The sequence below is a fragment of the Paenibacillus sp. 01T47 genome, assembly GCF_056398245.1.
Genome location: NZ_JBFTPA010000005.1, coordinates 1 through 20258, shown reverse-complemented (window position 1 = coordinate 20258; position 20258 = coordinate 1). Strand labels below are relative to the sequence as shown.

Below are 20258 nucleotides of genomic sequence, written 5' to 3'. Positions count from 1 at the left end.
AAAAAAGCATCCATTAAGGATGCTTTTCGCAATTATTATGCTAACTTTCTTAGACGCAGTTTCTTGATTACAATGCCATGTGATGGTGAGAACAAAAATGCGATAACGAACAATATTGCAGCTGCGCACACCATACAGCCAGCAATTGAAGCATCCAATAAAACAGCTGCACCATAGCCGATGAATGTACTAGCTACGCCGGCTGCTACACTCAAAACGATCATCAGGCCGAGCCGATCTGTCAGTAAATAAGCGGTAGATGCTGGGATAATCAGCAGTCCTACAACGAGTATCGCTCCTACACTTTCAAAGGAGCTGACAGTAGCCATCGAGACGAGACCCATTAATAAATAATGAAAGATAGCTACAGGTATGCCGATTGCAGCCGCAAGGGCAGGATCAAACGCGCATAACTTGAACTGCTTATAGAACAAAACGATAACTGACATTATGATCAGCAGCGTTGTGCCGAGCAGCCAAACCGCTTTCGGGCCCATATTTACGCCGCCAAGCTCCCAAATATTCCAGTGCACATACGCAATCTCACCGTACAAAATCGCATCCTGGTCCAAATGCACCTGACGAGCATACAAGCTTACGAGAACGACCCCAATGGCGAATAATGCTGTAAAGACAACGCCGATCGAAGCATCGGATTGAATGCCGCTTTGCTGAAACATTTGAATAAGAAAGGTCGTCAGCAATCCGCATAATAGTGCTGCGAACATCATAAGCAGCGAATCGCGCGAGCCGCTGAGCAGAAACGCGATTACGATACCGGGCATGACGGAGTGGCTAATGGCATCGCCGATCATCGCCATTTTGCGCAAAACAAGAAATACACCTAGAATACCGCAGCAGCTTGCTACTAGTGCACCTGTAAGCAAGATCCAGAAGTCGCTCATAATGCCGCCTCCTTCTTCACTTTGCCCTCAAGCAGCATATCGGAGTCACGATTATAGCTTTGCTTCACTCTTTGGCGCACCAGTCTTTTTGCAAGCAATCCGCGCTGTGGACCAAATAGAATGGAAATGCAGAAGAGCAATGTTGCCGCCAGCACCGTAACAGGTCCCGTTGGCAAGTTAGACACCGATGCGCTAATCCAAGTGCCTGCCGCACCGCTGACTGCACCGAATATACCTGACAATACAACCATGAGCCCAAGGCGATCCGTCCAGTATCTAGCCGATACGGCCGGTGTAATAAGCAGTGCAGCTACGAGTACGACACCTACCGCTTGAATGCCCGCTACTACAGCAACGACGATTAGAAGCATGAGCAGCTGCTCAAGAAAGGCTACGGGATAACCGATGCCTCTAGCAAACCCTGGATCAAAAGAAATAATTTTAAACTGTTTAAAGAGCAGCGTGCAAACCGTAATAAGAGATACACATACGACCGTCATCGTAATAACGTCAGATGCAATCATAGATGCCGCCTGCCCAAACAGAAATTTATCCAATCCGGCTTGATTGCCATAGCTGCCATGCTGAATAAGTGTAAGCAGTACGATACCGAGGCCAAAAAATCCTGACAATACGATACCCATCGCTGCATCCTGTTTAAGCTTAGAGTTACGAGTAATATATCCAATACCGAACGTTGCGATAAGACCAGATATGCCTGCTCCTATGAGAAACAGTCCAATCGATTTAACGCCAGTAAGCATGAATGCAATGCATATGCCTGGCAATGCTGCATGGGCTAACGTATCGCCCATTAAGCTTTGTTTTCTAAGATACGACAAGCAGCCGATCACTCCACTGCTTAAGCCAAGCAGCGTACAGCCTAGAAAAATCCATTGCATATTCGGATCGGTCAGCATCAACCATATTCTATCCATGAATTACTCACCCTTTCCGTCAAAACGTGACGGAGACTGCATGCTGCGATCAAGAAAAGCCAGTCTGCCGCCGTAAGTACGCTGTAATTTCTCCTGCGTAAAGGTTTGCTCTGTTTTGCCGAATGCTTGAAGCTCTACATTCAGAAGCAGTACCGAGTCGAAATAATCTTGCACAGTCGCTAGATCATGATGGACAACGATGACCGTTTTCCCTTGCAGCTTCAGCTCCTGCAGCAATGTGATAATGGCTTTCTCTGTCGCCGCATCCACGCCTGCAAATGGTTCATCCATAAAGTACAGCTTCGCGTCCTGTGCCAATGCACGCGCTAGAAACACGCGCTGCTGCTGTCCGCCAGAGAGCTGACTGATTTGCCTGCCCGCATAATCGGCCATGCCAACCTTGTTCAGGCACTCCAGCGCAATCGCCTTATCCTTCGCGCTTGGGCGGCGGAACCAGCCTAAATGACCATAACGGCCCATAAGTACAACATCAAGCGCATTCGTTGGAAAATCCCAATCCACCGATTCTCGCTGCGGGACATAACCGATCATTTTCCGCTGCTGCTTATAAGATTTGCCGTATACTAACACTTCTCCGCCAATACTCGGTATGAGGCCAAGAGCCGCCTTCATCAGTGTCGACTTACCTGCGCCATTTGGCCCGATTACCCCGACGAGCTCGCCCTCGCTTACTTCAAACGATACGTTTCGAAGCACTGGCTTCTTCTGATAAGCAACGCTTAGTCCCTTAATCGTAAGCGGTGCAATTTGTTTTGTATTTTGCTTGGCTGCTGTTGTAGAATGGTTCATTTTTATCACTCACTTTCCTTGCCTTTTTATGTGCTATTTCAAAGCGGCTACAATCGTATCCACGTTATGCTTCACCATTCCGATATAAGTGCCTTCAAACGTACCGGCATCTCCCATTGCGTCGGAGTAAAGCTCGCCGCCAATTTTCACCTCATGGCCTAAGCTTCTTGCCCCTTCTATGACCGATTCAATTGATTTTTTCGGAACGCTGGATTCGATAAAAACAGCTTTTATTTTTTTCTCCACTAAGTAGTCACGCAGCTTGCTAACATCCTTTGAGCCGTACTCCGACATCGTATTCATCCCTTGCAAACCCGTGACAGTTAGACCATACGCTTCGCCAAAATATCCAAATGCATCGTGTGCTGTTACTAAAATGCGGTCTGCCTCTGGAATAAGTGCAATTTGCTCTCTCGCATAATTGTCCAGCTCCTCCAGCTGCTTGATGTAGGCTGCTGCATGCTCTTTGTAGTACTCCGCATGGACCGCATCCTTCTCCATCAGCGTGTCGCGAATCACCTCTGTTGTAGAAATCCAAAGCTTCACATTGAACCAAATATGCGGATCATGCATGCCAGCCCCTTGCCCAGGGGCAGAGTGCAGCTGATCTTCCGTCAAATATTTGGAGACGGCTACCGTCGGCTTGCGCTTCTCCAATTTCTCGAACATCTCGGCCATCTTGCCCTCTAAGTGCAAGCCGTTATAAAAAATAATGTCCGCATTATCCAGCTTCCGCACGTCTCCTTGAGATGCCTTGTATAGATGGGGGTCAATCCCTGCCCCCATCAATCCGCTAACATCGACATACTCGCCGCCTACCTGCTGCACTACGTCCGTGATCATTCCTGTTGTTGTCGTAATTTTCAATTTCCCATCGCTCGTTCCTTGCTGCCCGCAAGCTGAGGTTACCATTGCCGTCATCGCCAAAAAAACGATAACCATAATAAATCTCCGAAGAGCAGAATTTGTTTTGTACGTTTTACGCATTGTGCTACCTCCTCCATCCCTGTCATTTTTTATATGCTCTAAAGTTTGCCCTTATGAATCTTAGTTTACCTAATGCCTTTTTTTTAATAATACACAAAAATGTTTCACTAGTGCAACATTTATTTTGAAATGGGCTATTTGCACAGCAAAAAAGGCAGATCGGAGTTGATGCTCCGACCTGCCTTTTTGATGTTTTTAGACCACTATTCGTTTGTTCCTGTATCAGTTCCTGTATTAGCATCATCCGCTGTATGATTAGCCGTGTTGCCAGCAGCATCATTTGTAGCTGGCGCCTTCTTTTTCGGCACACCGTACAAACCAATTTCCTCGTCATAAGCATCAAAAATCTTACGAGCGATTGGAGAAGCACCGTAACCCCCGAACCCGCCATCAGGTACTACAACAGCTACAGCAAGCTTCGGCTTATCGGCAGGCGCATAGGCGATAAATACCGCATTTTCTGCAGTCCGGCCTTTTACTTGTTGCTCTGACGTACCTGTCTTACGGTTATAGGTGTAATCCACACCTTCAAAGCCTTGCGAGCTAACCTTCGACATGCCTAGCTCAATTTCTTTCCAATATTCAATCGGGTAATTTACTTCATTCAAAATAACAGGCGTATAGCCTTGAATAATATTTCCGTCTGCATCCTTAATTTCGTTTACAAATTGCGGCTTCATTCGTTTGCCGCGATTGGCAAGCATTGCAGTATATTGCGCGAGCTGCAAGGTTGTATAACGCCCTTGCTGACCGAAGGAGGCTTGAACGAGCGCTGATTGCGAGCTGGCATTTTTCGCCTCGTTAAAGTACTCTATAACGCCCTTCGTTTCGTTAGGCAAGCCGCTTTCCGTCAGGACGCCAAGACCAAATTGCTTCATGTATTCGTCCCAAATTTCTACGCCATTTTGCGGGTCTCTTCTATAAAGCCTATCGCCAATCATAGCTGCCATAAACGTATTGGAAGAATGTTGAATGCCTTGCGCGCCATCAATGTAGCCGAACTTTTTGCCTTGGGAGTTGCCGATATAAGTCTCATATCCTTTTCTACCATACGAGAATCTCCCAGTGTCCGGGTAGGTATCTGTCGTCTTAAACAATTTCTCATTCAATCCGACTAATACGGATAACGGCTTCATTGTCGAGCCAAGTGGCAGGATGGAAGATGGATGTTGATTGCGCTCCTCTTCTGAATATTTGCCATAGACTGTTCGAATCGTACCGTTCGATAAGATATTCTGGAAGTTCTCGTAATCCTCTTTGCTAATACGGCCGCCTGACCAAATATTTGGATCATAATCCGGCATACTCGCCATCGCCACGACTTTGCCCGTATCTACTTCCATCGCTACTGCGAATCCGGTTTGTGCATATTTGGCACGCTCATATTTGTTTGTAGACGTTGATATTTTTTTGAGCTGATCCATAATTGCTGTTTCCGTCGTTAACTGCACGTTTTTGTTAATGGTTAAATAAAGATCCGACCCCTTCGTAGGGTTCGTTATTTCCATAGGCCCGATAATACGCTCCGCATTGTTAACGGGGTAGGTTTTCAAACCATTTTTGCCGCGCAGCACGTCCTGATACATTCGCTCAAGACCGTCGAAGCCAACGTCCTCTTCATCCAAATATCTCAGCGTAGGATCTTCCTCTGTCGTCTTTTCCTTGTAGAAGTCTACGTTTTCGCGAACGGTATTAAATTTTTTCAAATACCCGACAAGCTGCACCGAAATCGAATCTTTGTCATAATTCCGAACGCTTTCCTCCATGATATCTACACCTTTGAACGACGTGCGATTTTCCATGAAATAAGCCACTTCTTTATTTGTGAGGCCGGATTTAATCCGCCGCGGGGTCGAGATAGGATTCCGCTTGAAATCAAGATCCATCTGACGAATAATATCGTCAACCGTCATCGCTTTAGCAGGATCTCCAAGCTTTGTAAATATTTCATAAAGCTTCTGCGCCATTTCTTTTGCACTTGCAGTCGCTTTCTCCAGCTTAAGCTCAGGCTGAATCGTGAAATAAATAGACTGGGTCGAAGTCGAATACGCAATTGCATGACCCGTAGCGTCGTAAATATTGCCCCTAATCGGCGGAATCTTCACGCTGCGTGTACTTTTGCCGATCCCTTCAGCACTTAGCGTCGGCCCTTCTACAAACTGTAAAATGGCTAGCCTTACAATCAAAACACTAAATAATGCGAACGTAATAAAGAAAAATAAGTTCAATCGAAACGAAAAATGACGTCGATTTATAATTTCCCGTTTCTGCGGATCATCTTGCATGTCTAATCACCTCATAACCTTCTCATTTTAAGCTATGCATCACGTATGTGAGTATCGTCAAATGCCGGCGGATTAAACCAATTCCCGGTATTTGCCCAAGTCGCATCCAGCGGAATCCAGCCATTATCCCCTTCGCTGATTCGCACCTCATTCCAAGCATGTGGACCGAAGCCTCCCTTACCGTTAGCTCCCATTCCAGTTACAACCCGTACCTCTAGACCTGCTGACCTAGCCATTACAGCATATAAACGAGCTATATCTATACATACGCCTTTGCGCGTATCAAATGTTTCGGGAGGTGTCTGTTCCTTCCAAATTCCCTGCTCTTCATAATTCCGAGCTTTGTCCCAATCGTAAGCAATTCTTGTTCCAAGAAAGTCATATAGCTTTCTCGCCTTATCCTCATTCGTTTGCGCATCCTTGGTCACATAAAGAGCAGCTTTCTCAATCTCAGCTGGGATGGCGTAATCAATAATCTCATATTTTCGTTGTAAAATTTGTTTGAACTGCGCTTCAACCGCTTGGGCGAGCACGGGTCCTTGACCTGCTAGAACGTCTCCGGCAACTGGACTCAGCCACGAAGCCGCTTTGGTATAAACCGTCGATTCGGAAATTTTGTCGACATACCAGCCATTTGGCACAAGGGACACATAAACGAATAAAAGAACGACGAATACAAATGAACGACCCGCTCCGTGAGCAGCACCAATTAAAGCCCCTATGGCACGGCTAGCGCTTCGCCTGCCTTGCAAGTGAGCCATAGGCTCTTCCTTGCCGCTCCTCAGAACGCCTTCTACTGCTCTTTCCAGCAATGGCTCAATAGAAGCTGCCAATGCCCGCAGCAGTAAATAACTGAGCAGGAACAAGACGCCATAGCGCAGCAATGCAAAATCCCTCAAACTCGTAAGCAGCGTGTACCATGCTTGCTCCACCCCGCTGAGGTCATGAAGAGGAACCTTCACCTTGCTAGTCAACCACTTCGCTACAGCTGGTGACAATGTATTCGTGAGCTGTGCTGCCAGTACCAAACATACGATAACTGCTAAACCTTCCCAAACAAAAAAGAAAAGACGCCTCGCAGATCCCGATGCGCCTCTCCTCATCCCCTGTATAAGAGAGCCAATTAGCAATAGAAGCACAATGATAGCAATTGGCTCCGGCTCTCTAAATAATTGATCCCAGCTTGTCATCGGCATTACCCGTTCTGCTTCGCTTGGTCGATGAAGGTTTGTATCGTACTATCGAGCTCCCACTTGCCGAGCGCCGTTCCGCGGAATGAAATGGCAACCTCATTCGCACCAGGCTCTCCGGTAAGCTCTACATTTTTAGTTTTCACTGTAAAGGTTCCATCCCCGTTATTCACGAAAGTAGCATCCTTTGCTTCGCCTACCATTGCATTAACGGCTTCCTGTTTTACTGTATCTGCAACCTTAGTGCCAATCTCTTTCAAATCATCCATGGTGTAGCCGCTATATACGACAATACCAAGCACGATTGCCACCACAAGTGCCCATTTAACTACAGTTTTCACGATGCGGATAATAATTAATAGTAAGATAAGCGCAATAACAAGCACAAGCCAATGTTCTTTAAAAAAAGCTGTCCAAGTGTCCCAATCATAGGTCGAAAAATTCAAAAAATCCAATTGCGATCCCCTCCATTATACCTCGTACAAAATCCCATTACAAAATATTATAACCTACGGAATATAGGGCGTAAACGCTCGTTTCCTTTTTATGCAGACATATCCTGTCCCAATTAGACGTACAAGTATATAAGAATGTAATTGGCAAGGAGGGTCAGCTCTGTGAAAACCGCGGTTTGGCTGTACTTATTTTTGTTTATCGCCTTTTTTGATTTGCATGCGCAATACCCCATTTTAACACCTTTTGCCATCTCTTTAGGTGCAGCGCCTTCCTTCATCGGACTCATGATGGGCATGTACTCCATTACGCATTTGCCTGGAAATCTCATTGCAGGCTTTGGCGTTGACCGTTATGGCAGCAGATTGTTTATCGTGTTCAGTCTTATGGCAGCCGGCATTGTTCTCCTGTTTCAATCGCATGTAACTAATCCTTGGCAGCTGCTCACGCTCCGCTCCATCAGCGGTTTTGTGCTTGCATTTCTGTCTCCGGCTTGCTTGTCCCTGCTTGCAAGAATAACGAGCGATCGAACGGAGCAAGGAAAGCTTATGGCTGGCAATGGACTAGTTCATACACTAGCATCAGTCGTATCTCCAGCAGCAGGAGCGTATCTCGTTGCAAAAATTGGATTTTCAACCGCTTTTACGCTGCTTGGATGGGTTCTGATCGTAACATCTGTCTGCGCTCTGTTCTTTATTAAAGAAGTTCGCCAGAAGGTAGAGCAAACGGAAGTTGAGGGCAACGACGGGAAAAAGAAAACGAAGCTCCCGCTTGAACCTGCAGTACCAATTCCTTGGCTCGTCTACCTGCTGCCTGTTGCAATAAGCTGCGCGCAGGGTATCCTATCGTTCGAGCTGCCACTGCTAGCCAAAACGCAGGAAGCGATGATGACGACCGGCCTTTTATTTTCCGTTATCAGTATCGGAGCACTCGTCACATTAAGCATGCTGTTTCTGAACCGCGTATCCGCGTATCTGCGAACGTTGTGGGGCTCGCTCATTCTTGCCATTATTTACTTTGGCATTGCATCCGATATACCGGCACCTCTAACATTGATGCTGCTCTTTGTCGGTATGGCGAAAGGAGTTATTTTGCCCGCGCTGTCTACCTTATTAATTGAGCTTAGCGGCGGAGCTCGTTACGGCCGTACTTTTTCCGTATTATCCATCGCCTTCTCCATCGGTGCGTTTATCGGACCGATGGCGGCAGGACAGCTTCGCAATTATATATCGCCTTACTACATAGCGTTTATTGCATTGATGATAGCAGTCGCTCTGCTCCCGCTGCGAATTTCCCGTTCACTTTCTTCCCGCACCCATTTTTCGTAGGCATAGGTAAATGCACAGGGCTAATTCCCCATCATGTCATATGCTGTACTATGACAGGTGACTAGTTAGAACAGCTAAGCTCAGCTGTTTGCATTCATCCTTCTAACACTACGGAAACGAGGTGACCCCATATATGTCTGCAAATGTAAGTTCAGAAAATCGTGGTTATGGCCACGGCGGTTTCTCAAACCTTGGCATTATCCTTGTACTGTTTATCCTGCTCGTAATCATAGCTTGCACTTGTCTCTAGTCGTAAAATAATAAACGGTCTGCAAACTGCAGACCGTTTATTCATTTTCAAACAAAAGAAACGAACCAATCATTCCCGATCTCGGTAAAATCGATGATTGGTGATAAACTATACATATGCTTCATGACCCAGCTCTACATTCACTACGCGAGGTGACTTCCATGGATATAGCCATTATCGTAGAAGGAAAAAATGACAAGGCAAGACTTAAGCGCGTCCTTCATCAAGATGTACCGATTTTCTGCACCTTCGGCACTCCTGGTTCCGAGCAATTGGACAAGCTTAGAAAACAAATTGGCAAAAGCCAAGCTTATATTTTCACCGACAATGATTCCTCTGGAAAACGGATTCGCTTCTTATTGCGCGACGTATTTCCAGATGCTGAGCATATTTATACCCGCAGAGGTTATTCGGGCGTTGAGCATACGCCAGAGGAATATTTAATTGAGCAATTAGAAAAAGCGGGCCTCGATGCGCATATCCTGTACCCTACGCAGAGTCCCGCTTCTATTTGGAGCAAAGATGAATTTTAAAGCACCTTGTTTAATTGATTTACGATTTCCTCAGCCGTCAAATCTTCTTTGCTGCCATCAATCCATTTGCGAATTTGACCGTCCTTATCCACAATCGTAATGACATTGGAGTGAGAGAAGGAGCCATCCTCATTTTTAATGACGCCAATGCCAAAATCTCTAGCAATTTGCATCGTGTTTGACTCATCGCCCCGCAGGAAACGCCAACCATTAAGATCAGCAAAATTCCGCTTTGCAAAATCACGAATGACTTCAGGTGTATCCCGTACTGGATCAAACGTAATCGAGATAAGCTCTGCTTTAGTGCCGAGCTTGCCTTCCTCTTTAAGCTGCTCCTGTACTTGCGACAGCAAGAAGGTAGTAGGCGGACAAACATCTGGACAATTAGCGAAATAAAAATATACAATTCGCGCCTTACCATTTGTTGAAGCGAGTGTTACCTTCTGATCATCCAGATCCGTCAGTTCAAACGCTGGCGCAGCCTTCTCGATTGGAAGAGTCTGCTTCTCCGGCATGCCGTACGTAATAAATAAATAAATTCCCATTGCTGCGCAAAGCGCAAGTACTGCAATTTTGAAGCTATGCTTTTTGAAAAAATCCACGCCAGTCACTCCTTAAGACGATAATTATGATCCCGTCGTATTAAGAATCATAACGATAAATATAACCATTAAATAATTGACCGAGATAAGAAAATTGGTTTTTGCCCATTTGTCAGTATCCTTGGCTTTTGGCCCGCGCAACGTATGGATCAGCCAGATTAAGCCGCCTGCAACGGATATGACCAAGAAGAAAATACCAACGTAACCGTAGGAATAAAACAATATGCCCGTTGGCAAAAGCAATACGATGTAAGGAATCATTTGAAACTTCGTACGTTTGATTCCTTTCACGACAGGCAGCAATGGAAAACCTGCCGCGCGATATTCTTCTACCCTTCTAATGGCAAGCGACCAGAAATGAGCCGGCTGCCATAGGAACATCAGAGCAAACAATATCCAAGCACCCGCATCGATTTCACCTGTTACCGCGCAATAACCGATAACCGGCGGCATCGCGCCAGAGATGCCTCCAACCGATGTACTCCAAGTTGATGTACGCTTGAGCCACATCGTGTAAACCACAATGTAAACACCCCAGCCTAGCAGTCCAAGCCAGCCTGATAAAGGATTAACGAGCAGGAAGAGAACAGCTAGTCCAACAACCCCCAAAATAATACCATAAGCCAGAACAGAGCCTGGCGTCATTCGACCGGTAGGAAGCGCGCGATCCTTCGTACGTTCCATTTTCAAATCAAGTTCCCGATCCCAATAATTATTAATCACGGTTGCTGACGCTATCGTCAACGTTGAGCCGATAATCGCCCATATAAGCAATAGAACGTTAATGTCCCATTTGGAAGCAACCATGAAACCACCTATCGCAGCAAATACATTAAGTCGAAGTAGCCGCGGTTTTGTCAATGCAATCCAGTCTTTAAGCACGAAGCTAGCCTCCCAAGTTATGCGACAAGACGCTGATGGCGTCTATCATCCATTGATGAATCGTTTTTAATCATACCGAAAAAAGAACACGATGACAACGTTCGACGGTTTTGTTCATCATTTTGCCACGTAAATTGTGACAAATCATTTAGTAACCAAATGGGCGGGTGCACAATACAATAACTATGTAGTTTGATGCCTATGCCGAACAGCACATCAAACCGTCCTAAAGTCTACGAAAGGAAGTGATCTGTCCAATTCCATGGCTGTCATCAAAACCAATTCCGAAGATACGAAGATGCTCGCTAGGCTCATGCGAGCGGAAGCAGAGGGCGAGGGCGAGCTCGGCATGCTTATGGTAGGCAACGTTGGCGTAAACCGTGTACTAGGAAATTGTATCGACTTTAGAAATCTTCGGTCTATCCCAGACATGGTCTATCAAAGTCCTGGCGGTTTTGAAGCAATCACCAAAAGCTACTTTTATCAAAGCGCTCGTGATAAAGATATTCGATTAGCAAAGCGGGTCATTAACGGCGAGCGTCAGCACCCGGCTTCTAATGCATTATGGTTTTTCCGCCCAGCAGGCAGCTGCCCTGATACGTGGTGGGATCAGGCCAACAGCGGAAGGTATAAGAAACATTGCTTCTTCGTTCCAACGCCAGAGGATTGTCCGGCCGTTTATTAAAACTATTTCTAAAGTATGAAAGTGAGGAAATTCTAAATGTCTAATGGTTATGGTTACAAAAATCAAGTAAGCCCCGCAAATACAGGTCCTGTTCAAGGATTCGGCTACGGCGGATATGGTCAATATCAATATCCAATGGGCATGGGGATGCAGCAGCCAATGGGCATGCAGCAGCCAACCACGCTTCCAGCTAACTTTCAAACCCAACAAGCACAAGTCATTCCGCCAAACGTGCCAAGCGGATCGTTTATTACGCCACAAGGCGGCACCATCGTTTCGATGCCTTCCGTTGAAGAATCCTATGTAGAAAACATTTTGCGTCTGAACCGCGGCAAAATGGCAACTTTTTATATGACTTACGAAAACAATCGCGAGTGGAACGCCAAAATTTTTAAAGGAATCATCGAAGCTGCTGGACGTGATCACATCGTTATTAGCGATCCAACGACTGGTATGCGCTACTTACTTTTGACGCTTAATCTTGATTATGTAACATTCGATGAGCCGATTGCTTATGAATATCCATTCCAAGGCGGAGTAGTAAGCTCTTCCACTCCACTTGGCATGGCTACTCTCGGCACAGCAAATTCTAGCCGTTAATCGCTGCTTCGCCCTTTAGATGTGCTGGCTTAAACGTCCAAATGTGCATTTTCGCAGCTCCCCCAACAATAAAGCTCGAAATATGCATCCAAGAGGAACGCTCACTGCAGCGTTCTTTTTTGATTTGCTCTGCTTGCTCGCAGGTAGCTGCGTTCCATACCTCTACAAATAAACCCGGCTGATCTGTTCCTTCATATAATTGCACATCGTGTCCTTCCTTTAGCAGCGAAGCTGTGTAGTCAAGATATTGTGCCCGAAATTCTGGTGAAACTCGATATTCTGCAAAACAAATGTACATTTGCCTTCAGTCTCCTTTAGATTATATTGATAAAGTTGCTCCCTTCCGCCGATACTACATCTAATTATCGATTGGGGAGGACTTGTCATGGACACAGGCACACATCTTATCATGGGCATCGGTTTAGGGGGACTTGCCGCAATTGATCCCGTGGTAGCAGCAAATCCAGCCATTCACACCGCTGTATTGCTCGGCACAGTTATCGGATCGCAAGCGCCCGATTTAGATGGCCTACTTCGTTTAAAAGGCAATGCGATTTATATTCGCAATCATCGCGGCATTTCTCACTCCTTGCCCGCTATCGCCATTTGGACTGCGCTAATTACCGGCCTCCTCCAATTGTTTTACCGCGGCTCGCTGCCTTGGCTGCATATTGGGGGCTGGGTGCTGCTCGCCGTGTGCGTGCATGTATTCACCGATTTATTTAATACTTACGGCACTCAAGCGATGCGGCCCTTCACGGACAAATGGATCTCTTGGAACATTATACACATATTTGATCCCATCATTTTCACAACGCATGTCATAGCTATTTTACTTTGGGCTGGCGGATTCGTAAATCCAGCTTCAATATTCCCGCTTATGTACTTGTTTCTTGCCATTTATTTTGTATGGCGAACAGTTACCTCGAGAAGCACGCTGCAACGGATGAAGACGCTGGACACAGAATATCATGAAGGCGATGCTTATATCGTCATTCCAACGATTTCTTTAACGATATGGAATGTAGTCAAGCAAGTTAAAAATGGCGGATTCGCGATTGGAAATTTACGCAATAACAATTTAGTATGGATTGATTATGTGGAATGCTCTGATCACCCGGCAGTCGCCAAATCCAAAAACGATCCCGCCATTCGATCCTTTTTATATTTCACCAGCTTTGCCTGCGCAGACGTGCGAGAGCATACATGGGGCTATGAGGTCAGATGGTCCGACGTACGTTATCGCCATCGCAAGCAATACCCATTCGTTGGCGTTCTGCTTATGAATAAAAAGGATGAGACCATTGGCTCTTATGTCGGCTGGCTTAGCGATGAACGTTTATTGAAAAGATTGCGCATGGATACTTTTTAGTATTGACGTTCGAAAGCCCTTTGCTTCAAAATAAAGGGGGCTTTCTTTTTTTTGTTTTATATTATAGAAGAAAGTCGATCAGCCCTGTGCTAAAATGATGGTTACCATAATAAAAAGCCCAAGGATTACCCTTGGGCTTCATTTCATCACTGTGTATTAGAAGCGATTAACGGGAGCCGCCTGACAATTGTTGTTCAGCAATTTGAACAAGCTTTTTCGTAATATAACCACCTAGGGAGCCTGCATCACGAGTTGAAACATTACCGTAGTAGCCATCTTGAGGAATTTGTACGCCCAGTTCTTGCGCTGCCTCAAGTTTCATTTGTTGTAATGCTGCAGTTGCTTGTGGAACAACAAGTTGATTTCTGCTTCCTGCCATAATGTATTTCTCCTTTCGTCCTCTGCACTTTGATGTGTGTTGCAAGCTTGCAAGCTTATTATGCGCACCATCAAAGAATCTATTCTTAAACCATTAAAATATATTGACGATTTATTAAGGAGAGAAAACAAGATGTCCAAACCGCTTTCTTTGTTCTTTTCCGTACTAGCTATCGTATTTATGAGCGCTATGGCTATCTCCATCAGCTATAATGGCTGGTTTGTATTATTGTTTGGTTTGTTGAGCCTTTTCACTATAGGAGCCGGCTTTATTACAAAAGCTCGCTTGCGCAGAAAAAAACAAGGCTGACGCTATGGCGTCAGCCTTGTAAGTACCTAAAAGATTAGCCGCGAGGCGGCAGAAAACCCATAAGCTCTTTCACGTCTGCAAGTGTACGATCTGCGACCAAGGAAGCCTTTTCTGCGCCTTGCTTCAAGATTTGATGAATCTCGCCTGAACTGCGAATTTCATTATATCTAGCTTGCAGCGGTTCTATAACCGCAACCACCTGCTCCGCAAGATCCTTCTTGAAAGGTCCATAACCTTGACCCTCATAACGTGCCTCGATATCTTCAATGCTCATATTTGCACAATGAGCATAAATACTCATTAGATTGCTAATCTCAGGTTTATTTGCTGGATCGTATTTCACTTCGCGGCCTGAATCTGTTGTCGCTCTGCTAATTTTTTTGCGAATCACATCTGGAGAATCAAGCAGCGCAATGAAGCTTCCTACGTTTGGATTGCTTTTGCTCATTTTTTTGCTGGCATCATCAAGCGACATTACCCGTGCGCCTACCTTCGGAATATAAGGCTCCGGTATCGTAAAGTATTTGCCAAACCTTGTATTGAAGCGATGCGCCAAATCACGAGTAAGCTCCAAATGCTGCTTCTGATCGTCGCCAACAGGAACAAGATCCGCATTATAAACCAATATATCGGCAGCCATCAGCGTCGGATAGACGAACAGCCCCGCCCCAACAGAATCTTTGCCTGCAGATTTATCTTTGAACTGCGTCATTCTTTCCAGCTCGCCCATATTAGCAAGCGTTGTAAACAACCATCCAAGCTCAGCATGCGCGCGAACATGCGATTGTACAAATACATTCGCTTTGAGCGGATCTATGCCTGCAGCAATAAATAATGCGGCTACCGCTTCCGTTTGTTCTCTTAAGGCAGCCGGCTCCTGTGGAACCGAAATCGCGTGCAAATCAACGATCATAAAAAAGCATTCTTCTGTATGCTGCAGCTTTACGAAGTTTTGCATGGCGCCAATGTAGTTTCCAAGTGTAAGCTGACCGCTTGGCTGAATACCCGAGAGTACTTTTTTCATAATGCTTCGACCTCTTTCTTGTCAATTTTAGTCTAAAAAAAAACGCAAAAAATCCCCCGCCGCAAGGGACGAGGGACCGTGGTGCCACCCTAATTCGCTTATGGTACGCTTTGTTATACAATCGAAGCGTATTAAAAATCCCATAAGCCTTGTTGCTCCGTAACGGGGAGCGTCCGTACAAACATCTTCGGCTGCTCGTGCAGCCAGTTTCCGTTCATAGGCTCCGGGGCCCATTCAGCATCGTTGTTTGCACCGGTTCGCAGCAACCACCGGCTCTCTGTACGCAATCCAATCGAGCTTACTTATTCCCATCATTGCATTTAAAACGATTATACATCTGTAATCGTTAATGTCAAGCGATACGAAAGTTGTCCTATCCCGCACAGATACCGCATAAGCTATAGTCATAATCGTAATCCTTACATAAAGAAAGGATATTGTACTATGGCTAAATTTCTTTACCGCATCTGCACACCATTGCTCGGAGTAGGCTGCTTGATCATGCTCGCCCTTATCGTAACCAATCGAGAGCTTCCCACACATCTTTTTAGTATCGCTAATTTGCAATCCTTCAAAATATTATTTATAAGCATTATTTTAGAAGCATTTCCATTTATCCTGCTCGGGGTAATCTTTTCTGCACTTCTGCAAGTATTCGTTTCGGACGAGCTCATTCAAAAATTCATGCCCAAAAACCCGGTATTAGGCGTTCTTTTTGGGGCGTTGCTAGGCATTTTATTCCCATTATGTGAATGCGGAATGATACCGGTTGTCAGGCGGCTTATTCGCAAAGGCATGCCTGCTTATATCGGAATCGTTTATTTATTGGCAGGTCCCATCGTTAATCCAATCGTTTTTGCATCAACCTTTGCTGCTTTTCGAACGACGCCAGAAATGGCTTACGCACGAATGATACTAGCCTTTGTCATTGCTGTTATCATCGGCTTGCTCCTTTATAAATTTATGCGAAGCAGTCCGCTCAAATTAGCTCAACCGTTTCATTTAATCAAGCAGGGTCATACACACAGCCACAATCACTCCCATAATCATGAGCATGGGACAAGCGGTACTGGATTCCGTGGAAGAGCCTCCTCAACCCTATCACATGCTTCAAACGAGTTTTTTGAAATGGGCAAATATTTTATTTTCGGAGCAATGTTGACCGCCATTATTCAAACGGTTATTGATCGCAGCACCTTTGAGGCATTTGCTGATCAGCCTTTATTTTCATACCTTTTCATGATGGGCTTTGCTTTTATATTATCAATCTGCTCCACTTCAGATGCTTTCATTGCTTCATCGTTCAGCGGCATGTTTGATTTTGGGCCACTGCTTGCTTTTCTTGTATTCGGCCCAATGATCGATCTTAAAAATACATTAATGCTGCTAACGACATTCCGTATTAAATTCGTATTTATTCTCATTGTACTAACCGCGGCGCTAACCTTCATCGGCGCTTGGATAATGGAGGCGCTGCTATGATTCATCATCTTTTGCGTGCCGCAATTCTTACAGGTTTTGCTCTGTTTATTCTCTACTTGGATCGAACGGGTGAAATGGTCCTTTATATCGCTCCAAAAATGGAGGTATACGTAAAACTGTCAGCGTTAGGCCTCTATGCAGCAGCTATTTATCAAGTCTATGCCGCTTTACAGAAACGTATCAGAAATCAAACGCCAAGCTGTGATTGCGAGCACGAGCCATCTCCATCCGTGTTCAAAAACATCATCATTTATGGGTTGTTTATTTTTCCGCTGCTGCTCGGTTTTCTCGTCCCTGCCGGGACGCTTGGGAGCGATATTGCTTCAAAAAAAGGGATCAGCTTATCTGGAATTTCAACAGCTGAAGAGAATGGTGCCGGATTCGATGCCTTTTATCCTTTCGATGGCTATATGGAAGCACATACAGCATACGCGAAGAAGCTGTACAGCCAACCACTTATCCGTGTACCTGATACTCAATTTATTGAGACGTTGACGACATTTGATCTCTTTCGAGAGAAACTAATCGGTAAAGAAGTTGAAATTTCGGGGTTTATTTACCACGAGGACGAGATGGGCAAGGAGCGATTTGCGGTCAGTAGATTTGCAATGAATTGTTGTTCAGCAGACGCTATGCCTTATGGACTTATGGTATCTTGGTCTAAAGCGATGAATTACGCCGACGATGATTGGGTGACGGTGACAGGAAGGTTAACGACATCAACTTATATGAATCATGTTGTCATGACTTTAGAAGCCCAGCGGCTTGAACGAATTAAGGTTCCAGAATCGCCTTATGTGTATCCTGATCTTGATTTCGGACAATAAAATGAGGAGCTGACGGATGCCGTCAGCTCTTTTTTTTCTTTACTTATTTTTGTTTATTGTGAATCCCATAAATCATTTCTTTTCGGATAATAGCGAGAATTCCAATTGGCCATATTGTAATTAGATTCAAAAAGTATGCTTGCCGACCAAGAATTAGCGCTTGAACGAACGGAAAAATCATATAAAATTTCGCCATGCGACCAGTCTTTCCTAAACTTAAGCGATTCAATGGCCATTTGTTTAAATGCCTGTACCTGAACAGCTGTCAGTCCTTTATCGACACTCTCGAACTTTCCATTTTTGCATTCGATTGGATGGTGCCTAACCCCAAATTTACCCACCGCATTGTTTCGAATATGTATTAATACTGTACCAGCCGTAGCGTTTGTCAGTTCACTTTCAAGCTGACGAAACACAAATTCAACTTGACGAGCGAGAGCTGCAGATTCCGTTTGCATACTTATTATCCTCCTTTATGATTTATTAGGCATGAGTTTCCACTTAGGTCTCAACGCATATTATATAGTCCATTTCTATCATTATCAATATACTAAACAACATTATTTTTGTTTATTTGATATTATTCGACTCTTATTTACTTATTATATAACTTATTTTTACATAATTAAAGAAAGATCATTTCATTACATCTAAATAAAATGAACCTTGCGAACTAAAATAATATTTATTAATTCTAATTTCAAGATACTTTTCTTTCTAACTTAGGTGTTATGTACCATGCTCTCTAAACCATCAATTAATAATAAAAATGATTTCTAATTACCGATAATGGTATCATTTTCTATTTATTGTTACACCGAAAACGTATTTAGTATTTTCCGAAGTGCCGCATGCGGTCATTATTTATCTATTTTTTATGAATCGACAATTATAGACCAATTTCGCAGCTGGTGCTATAATATGGATATTCTATTAAAAGGAGCGCTTACATAATGATCCAATGGTACTATTCGCTTTCCGTGCGCAATAAGCTGCTGATTACTTCTTACCTAAATTTAGCAGTGTTTGCCCTCATTATGCTTGTCATATTATCAGTATCAGGCGGCTCGCTTATCGCTGGAATTATTTTCACAATCATTATGGCAATCGCTACGCTACCACTCGTTTCCTTCATCGAGAGATCCATCAATAATTCATTTGATGAAATTAAAGGAACTGCGCTTCGTATTTCCAAAGGTGATTTCACTCAAAGAATCGACACAACGTCTTCATCAGCTTTAGGCGAGCTTGGACATTCGTTTAACAGTATGATTGATAAACTTCGCGACATTCTTACGGAAACGACGAACATCATCCGTCATGTGTCCGATACAAGCCACAGCATCTTTGACAAAAATAATAATATTCAAATCGCGATGCAGCAGGTTGCTGCTTCCGCAAACGAGCTTGCTACTGGCGCAAACGAAATTTCCGAGGACGTTTCGGAGATGAGCGAATCCATTACTGAGATCGAAGAGAAAGTTTCCGATTACGCTACCTCAACTAAGGAAATGAACACACGCTCTGAGCAAACGCTTCAGCTCGTAGATAAAGGCATGAAGGCTCTTGATATTCAAGCCGACGGCATGCGCCGCAACGTTGAGGCAACCGAGAAGGTATCAGCTACAATTGAAGATCTAGCCCGCAAAGCAAGAGGCATTAGTGCAATTACGACGACTATTTCCGATTTGGCTGAGCAAACTAACCTGCTTTCATTGAATGCCTCTATCGAGGCTGCAAGAGCAGGCGAGCACGGCCGAGGCTTTGCCGTAGTTGCACAGGAAGTCCGCAAGCTTGCTGAGGAATCCAGCGCTTCAACTAAACAAGTATTCAACCTAGTGAAAAGTATTGACGAGGGTATCAAGCAAACGATCAGCAATATGAAAACAAACGAAGAGGTCGTTAAGCTGCAAACGGAGCATATTAAGGAATCCGAAGTCGTATTCTCAGAAATTGTTCAAAGTGTTCAATTTATTACGGATAAAATTTATGTTTTCTCCCAAGAAAGCGACGCTATGCTTGAGAGTGCCCGCAAAATTTCCGGTGCCATCCAAAATATATCCGCGATTACGCAGCAATCGGCTGCTGGCACGGAGCAAGTATCCGCTTCGATGAATGAGCAGATCGCATCTGTACAAGCGGTGGTAGAAGAAACGGAACGTATGCGTACAATGGCAGCTCAGCTGCTCAGAACCATCAATGTTTTCAAAATGAAATAATCAAGTTTTGATTACTTAACGCGCAACAAAAAAAGACCATAATCTTTCCTGAACTGCACCCCAATTGTTAGACACCATCTAACATTGGAGGTGCAGTTTTTCTATGAAAAAATTCAGTCCAGATACAAAAATACAAGCAGTCACGCGTTATTTAAATGGAGTGGAAAGCCTTAATACGGTTGCGAAATCATATCGTAT

General features: G+C 44.6%; 22 protein-coding genes and 1 other annotated feature. Of the genes, 9 read left to right on the top strand and 13 right to left on the bottom strand.

Translation table 11 applies throughout. The features are described from left to right. Window positions 1–35: 35 nt before the first annotated feature. The 7 genes from AC1DOV_RS12075 to AC1DOV_RS12045 all read right to left on the bottom strand — a co-directional run bounded on the left by AC1DOV_RS12075 (window position 36) and on the right by AC1DOV_RS12045 (window position 7570). Window positions 36–905 carry a metal ABC transporter permease gene (locus AC1DOV_RS12075; protein WP_477550063.1) on the bottom strand — a complete coding sequence of 290 codons (870 nt, stop codon included), beginning with the start codon at window positions 903–905 and terminating at the stop codon, window positions 36–38. Then, window positions 902–1843, bottom strand: coding sequence for a metal ABC transporter permease (locus tag AC1DOV_RS12070; protein WP_477550062.1), 942 nt, complete (start codon window positions 1841–1843; stop codon window positions 902–904). Before AC1DOV_RS12070 ends, AC1DOV_RS12075 begins: the two co-directional genes overlap by 4 nt. Before the next feature lie 3 nt (window positions 1844–1846). Then, on the bottom strand, window positions 1847–2653 hold the full coding sequence (locus AC1DOV_RS12065; protein ID WP_441908328.1) for a metal ABC transporter ATP-binding protein: 807 nt from the start codon (window positions 2651–2653) through the stop codon (window positions 1847–1849). A gap of 33 nt (window positions 2654–2686) precedes the next feature. Further along, window positions 2687–3640 carry a metal ABC transporter solute-binding protein, Zn/Mn family gene (locus tag AC1DOV_RS12060; protein ID WP_477550061.1) on the bottom strand — a complete coding sequence of 318 codons (954 nt, stop codon included), beginning with the start codon at window positions 3638–3640 and terminating at the stop codon, window positions 2687–2689. A gap of 203 nt (window positions 3641–3843) precedes the next feature. Beyond that, complete coding sequence (locus AC1DOV_RS12055) at window positions 3844–5925, bottom strand: peptidoglycan D,D-transpeptidase FtsI family protein (protein WP_477550060.1); 2082 nt, start codon at window positions 5923–5925, stop codon at window positions 3844–3846. A 32-nt stretch (window positions 5926–5957) separates the two neighbouring features. Further along, window positions 5958–7121, bottom strand: a complete 1164-nt coding sequence (locus AC1DOV_RS12050; RefSeq protein WP_477550059.1) for a transglutaminase domain-containing protein — start codon at window positions 7119–7121, stop codon at window positions 5958–5960. Next, window positions 7121–7570 carry a hypothetical protein gene (locus tag AC1DOV_RS12045; RefSeq protein ID WP_477550058.1) on the bottom strand — a complete coding sequence of 150 codons (450 nt, stop codon included), beginning with the start codon at window positions 7568–7570 and terminating at the stop codon, window positions 7121–7123. The genes AC1DOV_RS12050 and AC1DOV_RS12045 overlap by 1 nt, the downstream gene beginning before the upstream one ends. Window positions 7571–7732: 162 nt before the next feature. Between AC1DOV_RS12045 and AC1DOV_RS12040 the strand changes: the two genes are divergently transcribed. Together AC1DOV_RS12040 and AC1DOV_RS12035 are read left to right on the top strand one after the other, a co-directional pair. Then, window positions 7733–8896, top strand: a complete 1164-nt coding sequence (locus AC1DOV_RS12040; RefSeq protein WP_477550057.1) for an MFS transporter — start codon at window positions 7733–7735, stop codon at window positions 8894–8896. Window positions 8897–9307: 411 nt separating this feature from the next. Continuing rightward, the gene (locus AC1DOV_RS12035; RefSeq protein ID WP_477550056.1) at window positions 9308–9679 is read left to right on the top strand and encodes a ribonuclease M5; all 372 of its coding nucleotides are present in this window, start codon (window positions 9308–9310) and stop codon (window positions 9677–9679) included. On the opposite strand, the gene AC1DOV_RS12030 is transcribed toward AC1DOV_RS12035, so the two are convergent. Beyond that, on the bottom strand, window positions 9676–10281 hold the full coding sequence (locus AC1DOV_RS12030; RefSeq protein WP_441876596.1) for an SCO family protein: 606 nt from the start codon (window positions 10279–10281) through the stop codon (window positions 9676–9678). The genes AC1DOV_RS12035 and AC1DOV_RS12030 overlap by 4 nt on opposite strands. 24 nt (window positions 10282–10305) lie before the next feature. Further along, a complete protein-coding gene (cyoE, locus tag AC1DOV_RS12025) occupies window positions 10306–11163 on the bottom strand; it encodes a heme o synthase (protein ID WP_339204488.1) in 858 nt (285 codons plus the stop codon). A gap of 262 nt (window positions 11164–11425) precedes the next feature. On the opposite strand from cyoE, the gene AC1DOV_RS12020 reads away from it, so the two are divergent. Both AC1DOV_RS12020 and gerQ read left to right on the top strand, forming a co-directional pair. Continuing rightward, window positions 11426–11848 carry a cell wall hydrolase gene (locus AC1DOV_RS12020; RefSeq protein ID WP_076267501.1) on the top strand — a complete coding sequence of 141 codons (423 nt, stop codon included), beginning with the start codon at window positions 11426–11428 and terminating at the stop codon, window positions 11846–11848. A 36-nt stretch (window positions 11849–11884) separates the two neighbouring features. Continuing rightward, window positions 11885–12448 carry a spore coat protein GerQ gene (gene gerQ / locus AC1DOV_RS12015; protein ID WP_430059983.1) on the top strand — a complete coding sequence of 188 codons (564 nt, stop codon included), beginning with the start codon at window positions 11885–11887 and terminating at the stop codon, window positions 12446–12448. Here the strand turns inward: gerQ and AC1DOV_RS12010 are convergent. Continuing rightward, a complete protein-coding gene (locus AC1DOV_RS12010; protein WP_477550055.1) occupies window positions 12438–12746 on the bottom strand; it encodes a hypothetical protein in 309 nt (102 codons plus the stop codon). The two genes, gerQ and AC1DOV_RS12010, sit on opposite strands and share 11 nt — an antisense overlap. An 87-nt stretch (window positions 12747–12833) precedes the next feature. Between AC1DOV_RS12010 and AC1DOV_RS12005 the strand changes: the two genes are divergently transcribed. Next, window positions 12834–13820, top strand: a complete 987-nt coding sequence (locus AC1DOV_RS12005; RefSeq protein ID WP_441876588.1) for a metal-dependent hydrolase — start codon at window positions 12834–12836, stop codon at window positions 13818–13820. Window positions 13821–13986: 166 nt separating this feature from the next. On the opposite strand, the gene AC1DOV_RS12000 is transcribed toward AC1DOV_RS12005, so the two are convergent. Further along, a complete protein-coding gene (locus AC1DOV_RS12000) occupies window positions 13987–14199 on the bottom strand; it encodes an alpha/beta-type small acid-soluble spore protein (RefSeq protein WP_054023438.1) in 213 nt (70 codons plus the stop codon). Window positions 14200–14331: 132 nt separating this feature from the next. Between AC1DOV_RS12000 and AC1DOV_RS11995 the strand changes: the two genes are divergently transcribed. Next, window positions 14332–14508 carry a DUF5325 family protein gene (locus AC1DOV_RS11995; protein ID WP_179089778.1) on the top strand — a complete coding sequence of 59 codons (177 nt, stop codon included), beginning with the start codon at window positions 14332–14334 and terminating at the stop codon, window positions 14506–14508. A 34-nt stretch (window positions 14509–14542) separates the two neighbouring features. On the opposite strand, the gene trpS is transcribed toward AC1DOV_RS11995, so the two are convergent. Next, a complete protein-coding gene (trpS, locus tag AC1DOV_RS11990; protein ID WP_339204492.1) occupies window positions 14543–15532 on the bottom strand; it encodes a tryptophan--tRNA ligase in 990 nt (329 codons plus the stop codon). 61 nt (window positions 15533–15593) lie between these two features. Beyond that, window positions 15594–15856 (bottom strand) — a binding site (T-box leader). A 120-nt stretch (window positions 15857–15976) separates the two neighbouring features. On the opposite strand from trpS, the gene AC1DOV_RS11985 reads away from it, so the two are divergent. Further along, window positions 15977–17014 carry a permease gene (locus tag AC1DOV_RS11985; protein WP_477550054.1) on the top strand — a complete coding sequence of 346 codons (1038 nt, stop codon included), beginning with the start codon at window positions 15977–15979 and terminating at the stop codon, window positions 17012–17014. Next, window positions 17011–17841 carry a TIGR03943 family putative permease subunit gene (locus AC1DOV_RS11980; RefSeq protein ID WP_477550053.1) on the top strand — a complete coding sequence of 277 codons (831 nt, stop codon included), beginning with the start codon at window positions 17011–17013 and terminating at the stop codon, window positions 17839–17841. The genes AC1DOV_RS11985 and AC1DOV_RS11980 overlap by 4 nt, the downstream gene beginning before the upstream one ends. A 53-nt stretch (window positions 17842–17894) precedes the next feature. Here AC1DOV_RS11980 and AC1DOV_RS11975 read toward each other — a convergent pair whose 3' ends face one another. After that, complete coding sequence (locus AC1DOV_RS11975; protein WP_076267494.1) at window positions 17895–18299, bottom strand: O-methyltransferase; 405 nt, start codon at window positions 18297–18299, stop codon at window positions 17895–17897. A 498-nt stretch (window positions 18300–18797) separates the two neighbouring features. Between AC1DOV_RS11975 and AC1DOV_RS11970 the strand changes: the two genes are divergently transcribed. Continuing rightward, complete coding sequence (locus AC1DOV_RS11970; protein ID WP_477550223.1) at window positions 18798–20060, top strand: methyl-accepting chemotaxis protein; 1263 nt, start codon at window positions 18798–18800, stop codon at window positions 20058–20060. The last annotated feature ends 198 nt before the right edge of the window (window positions 20061–20258 follow it).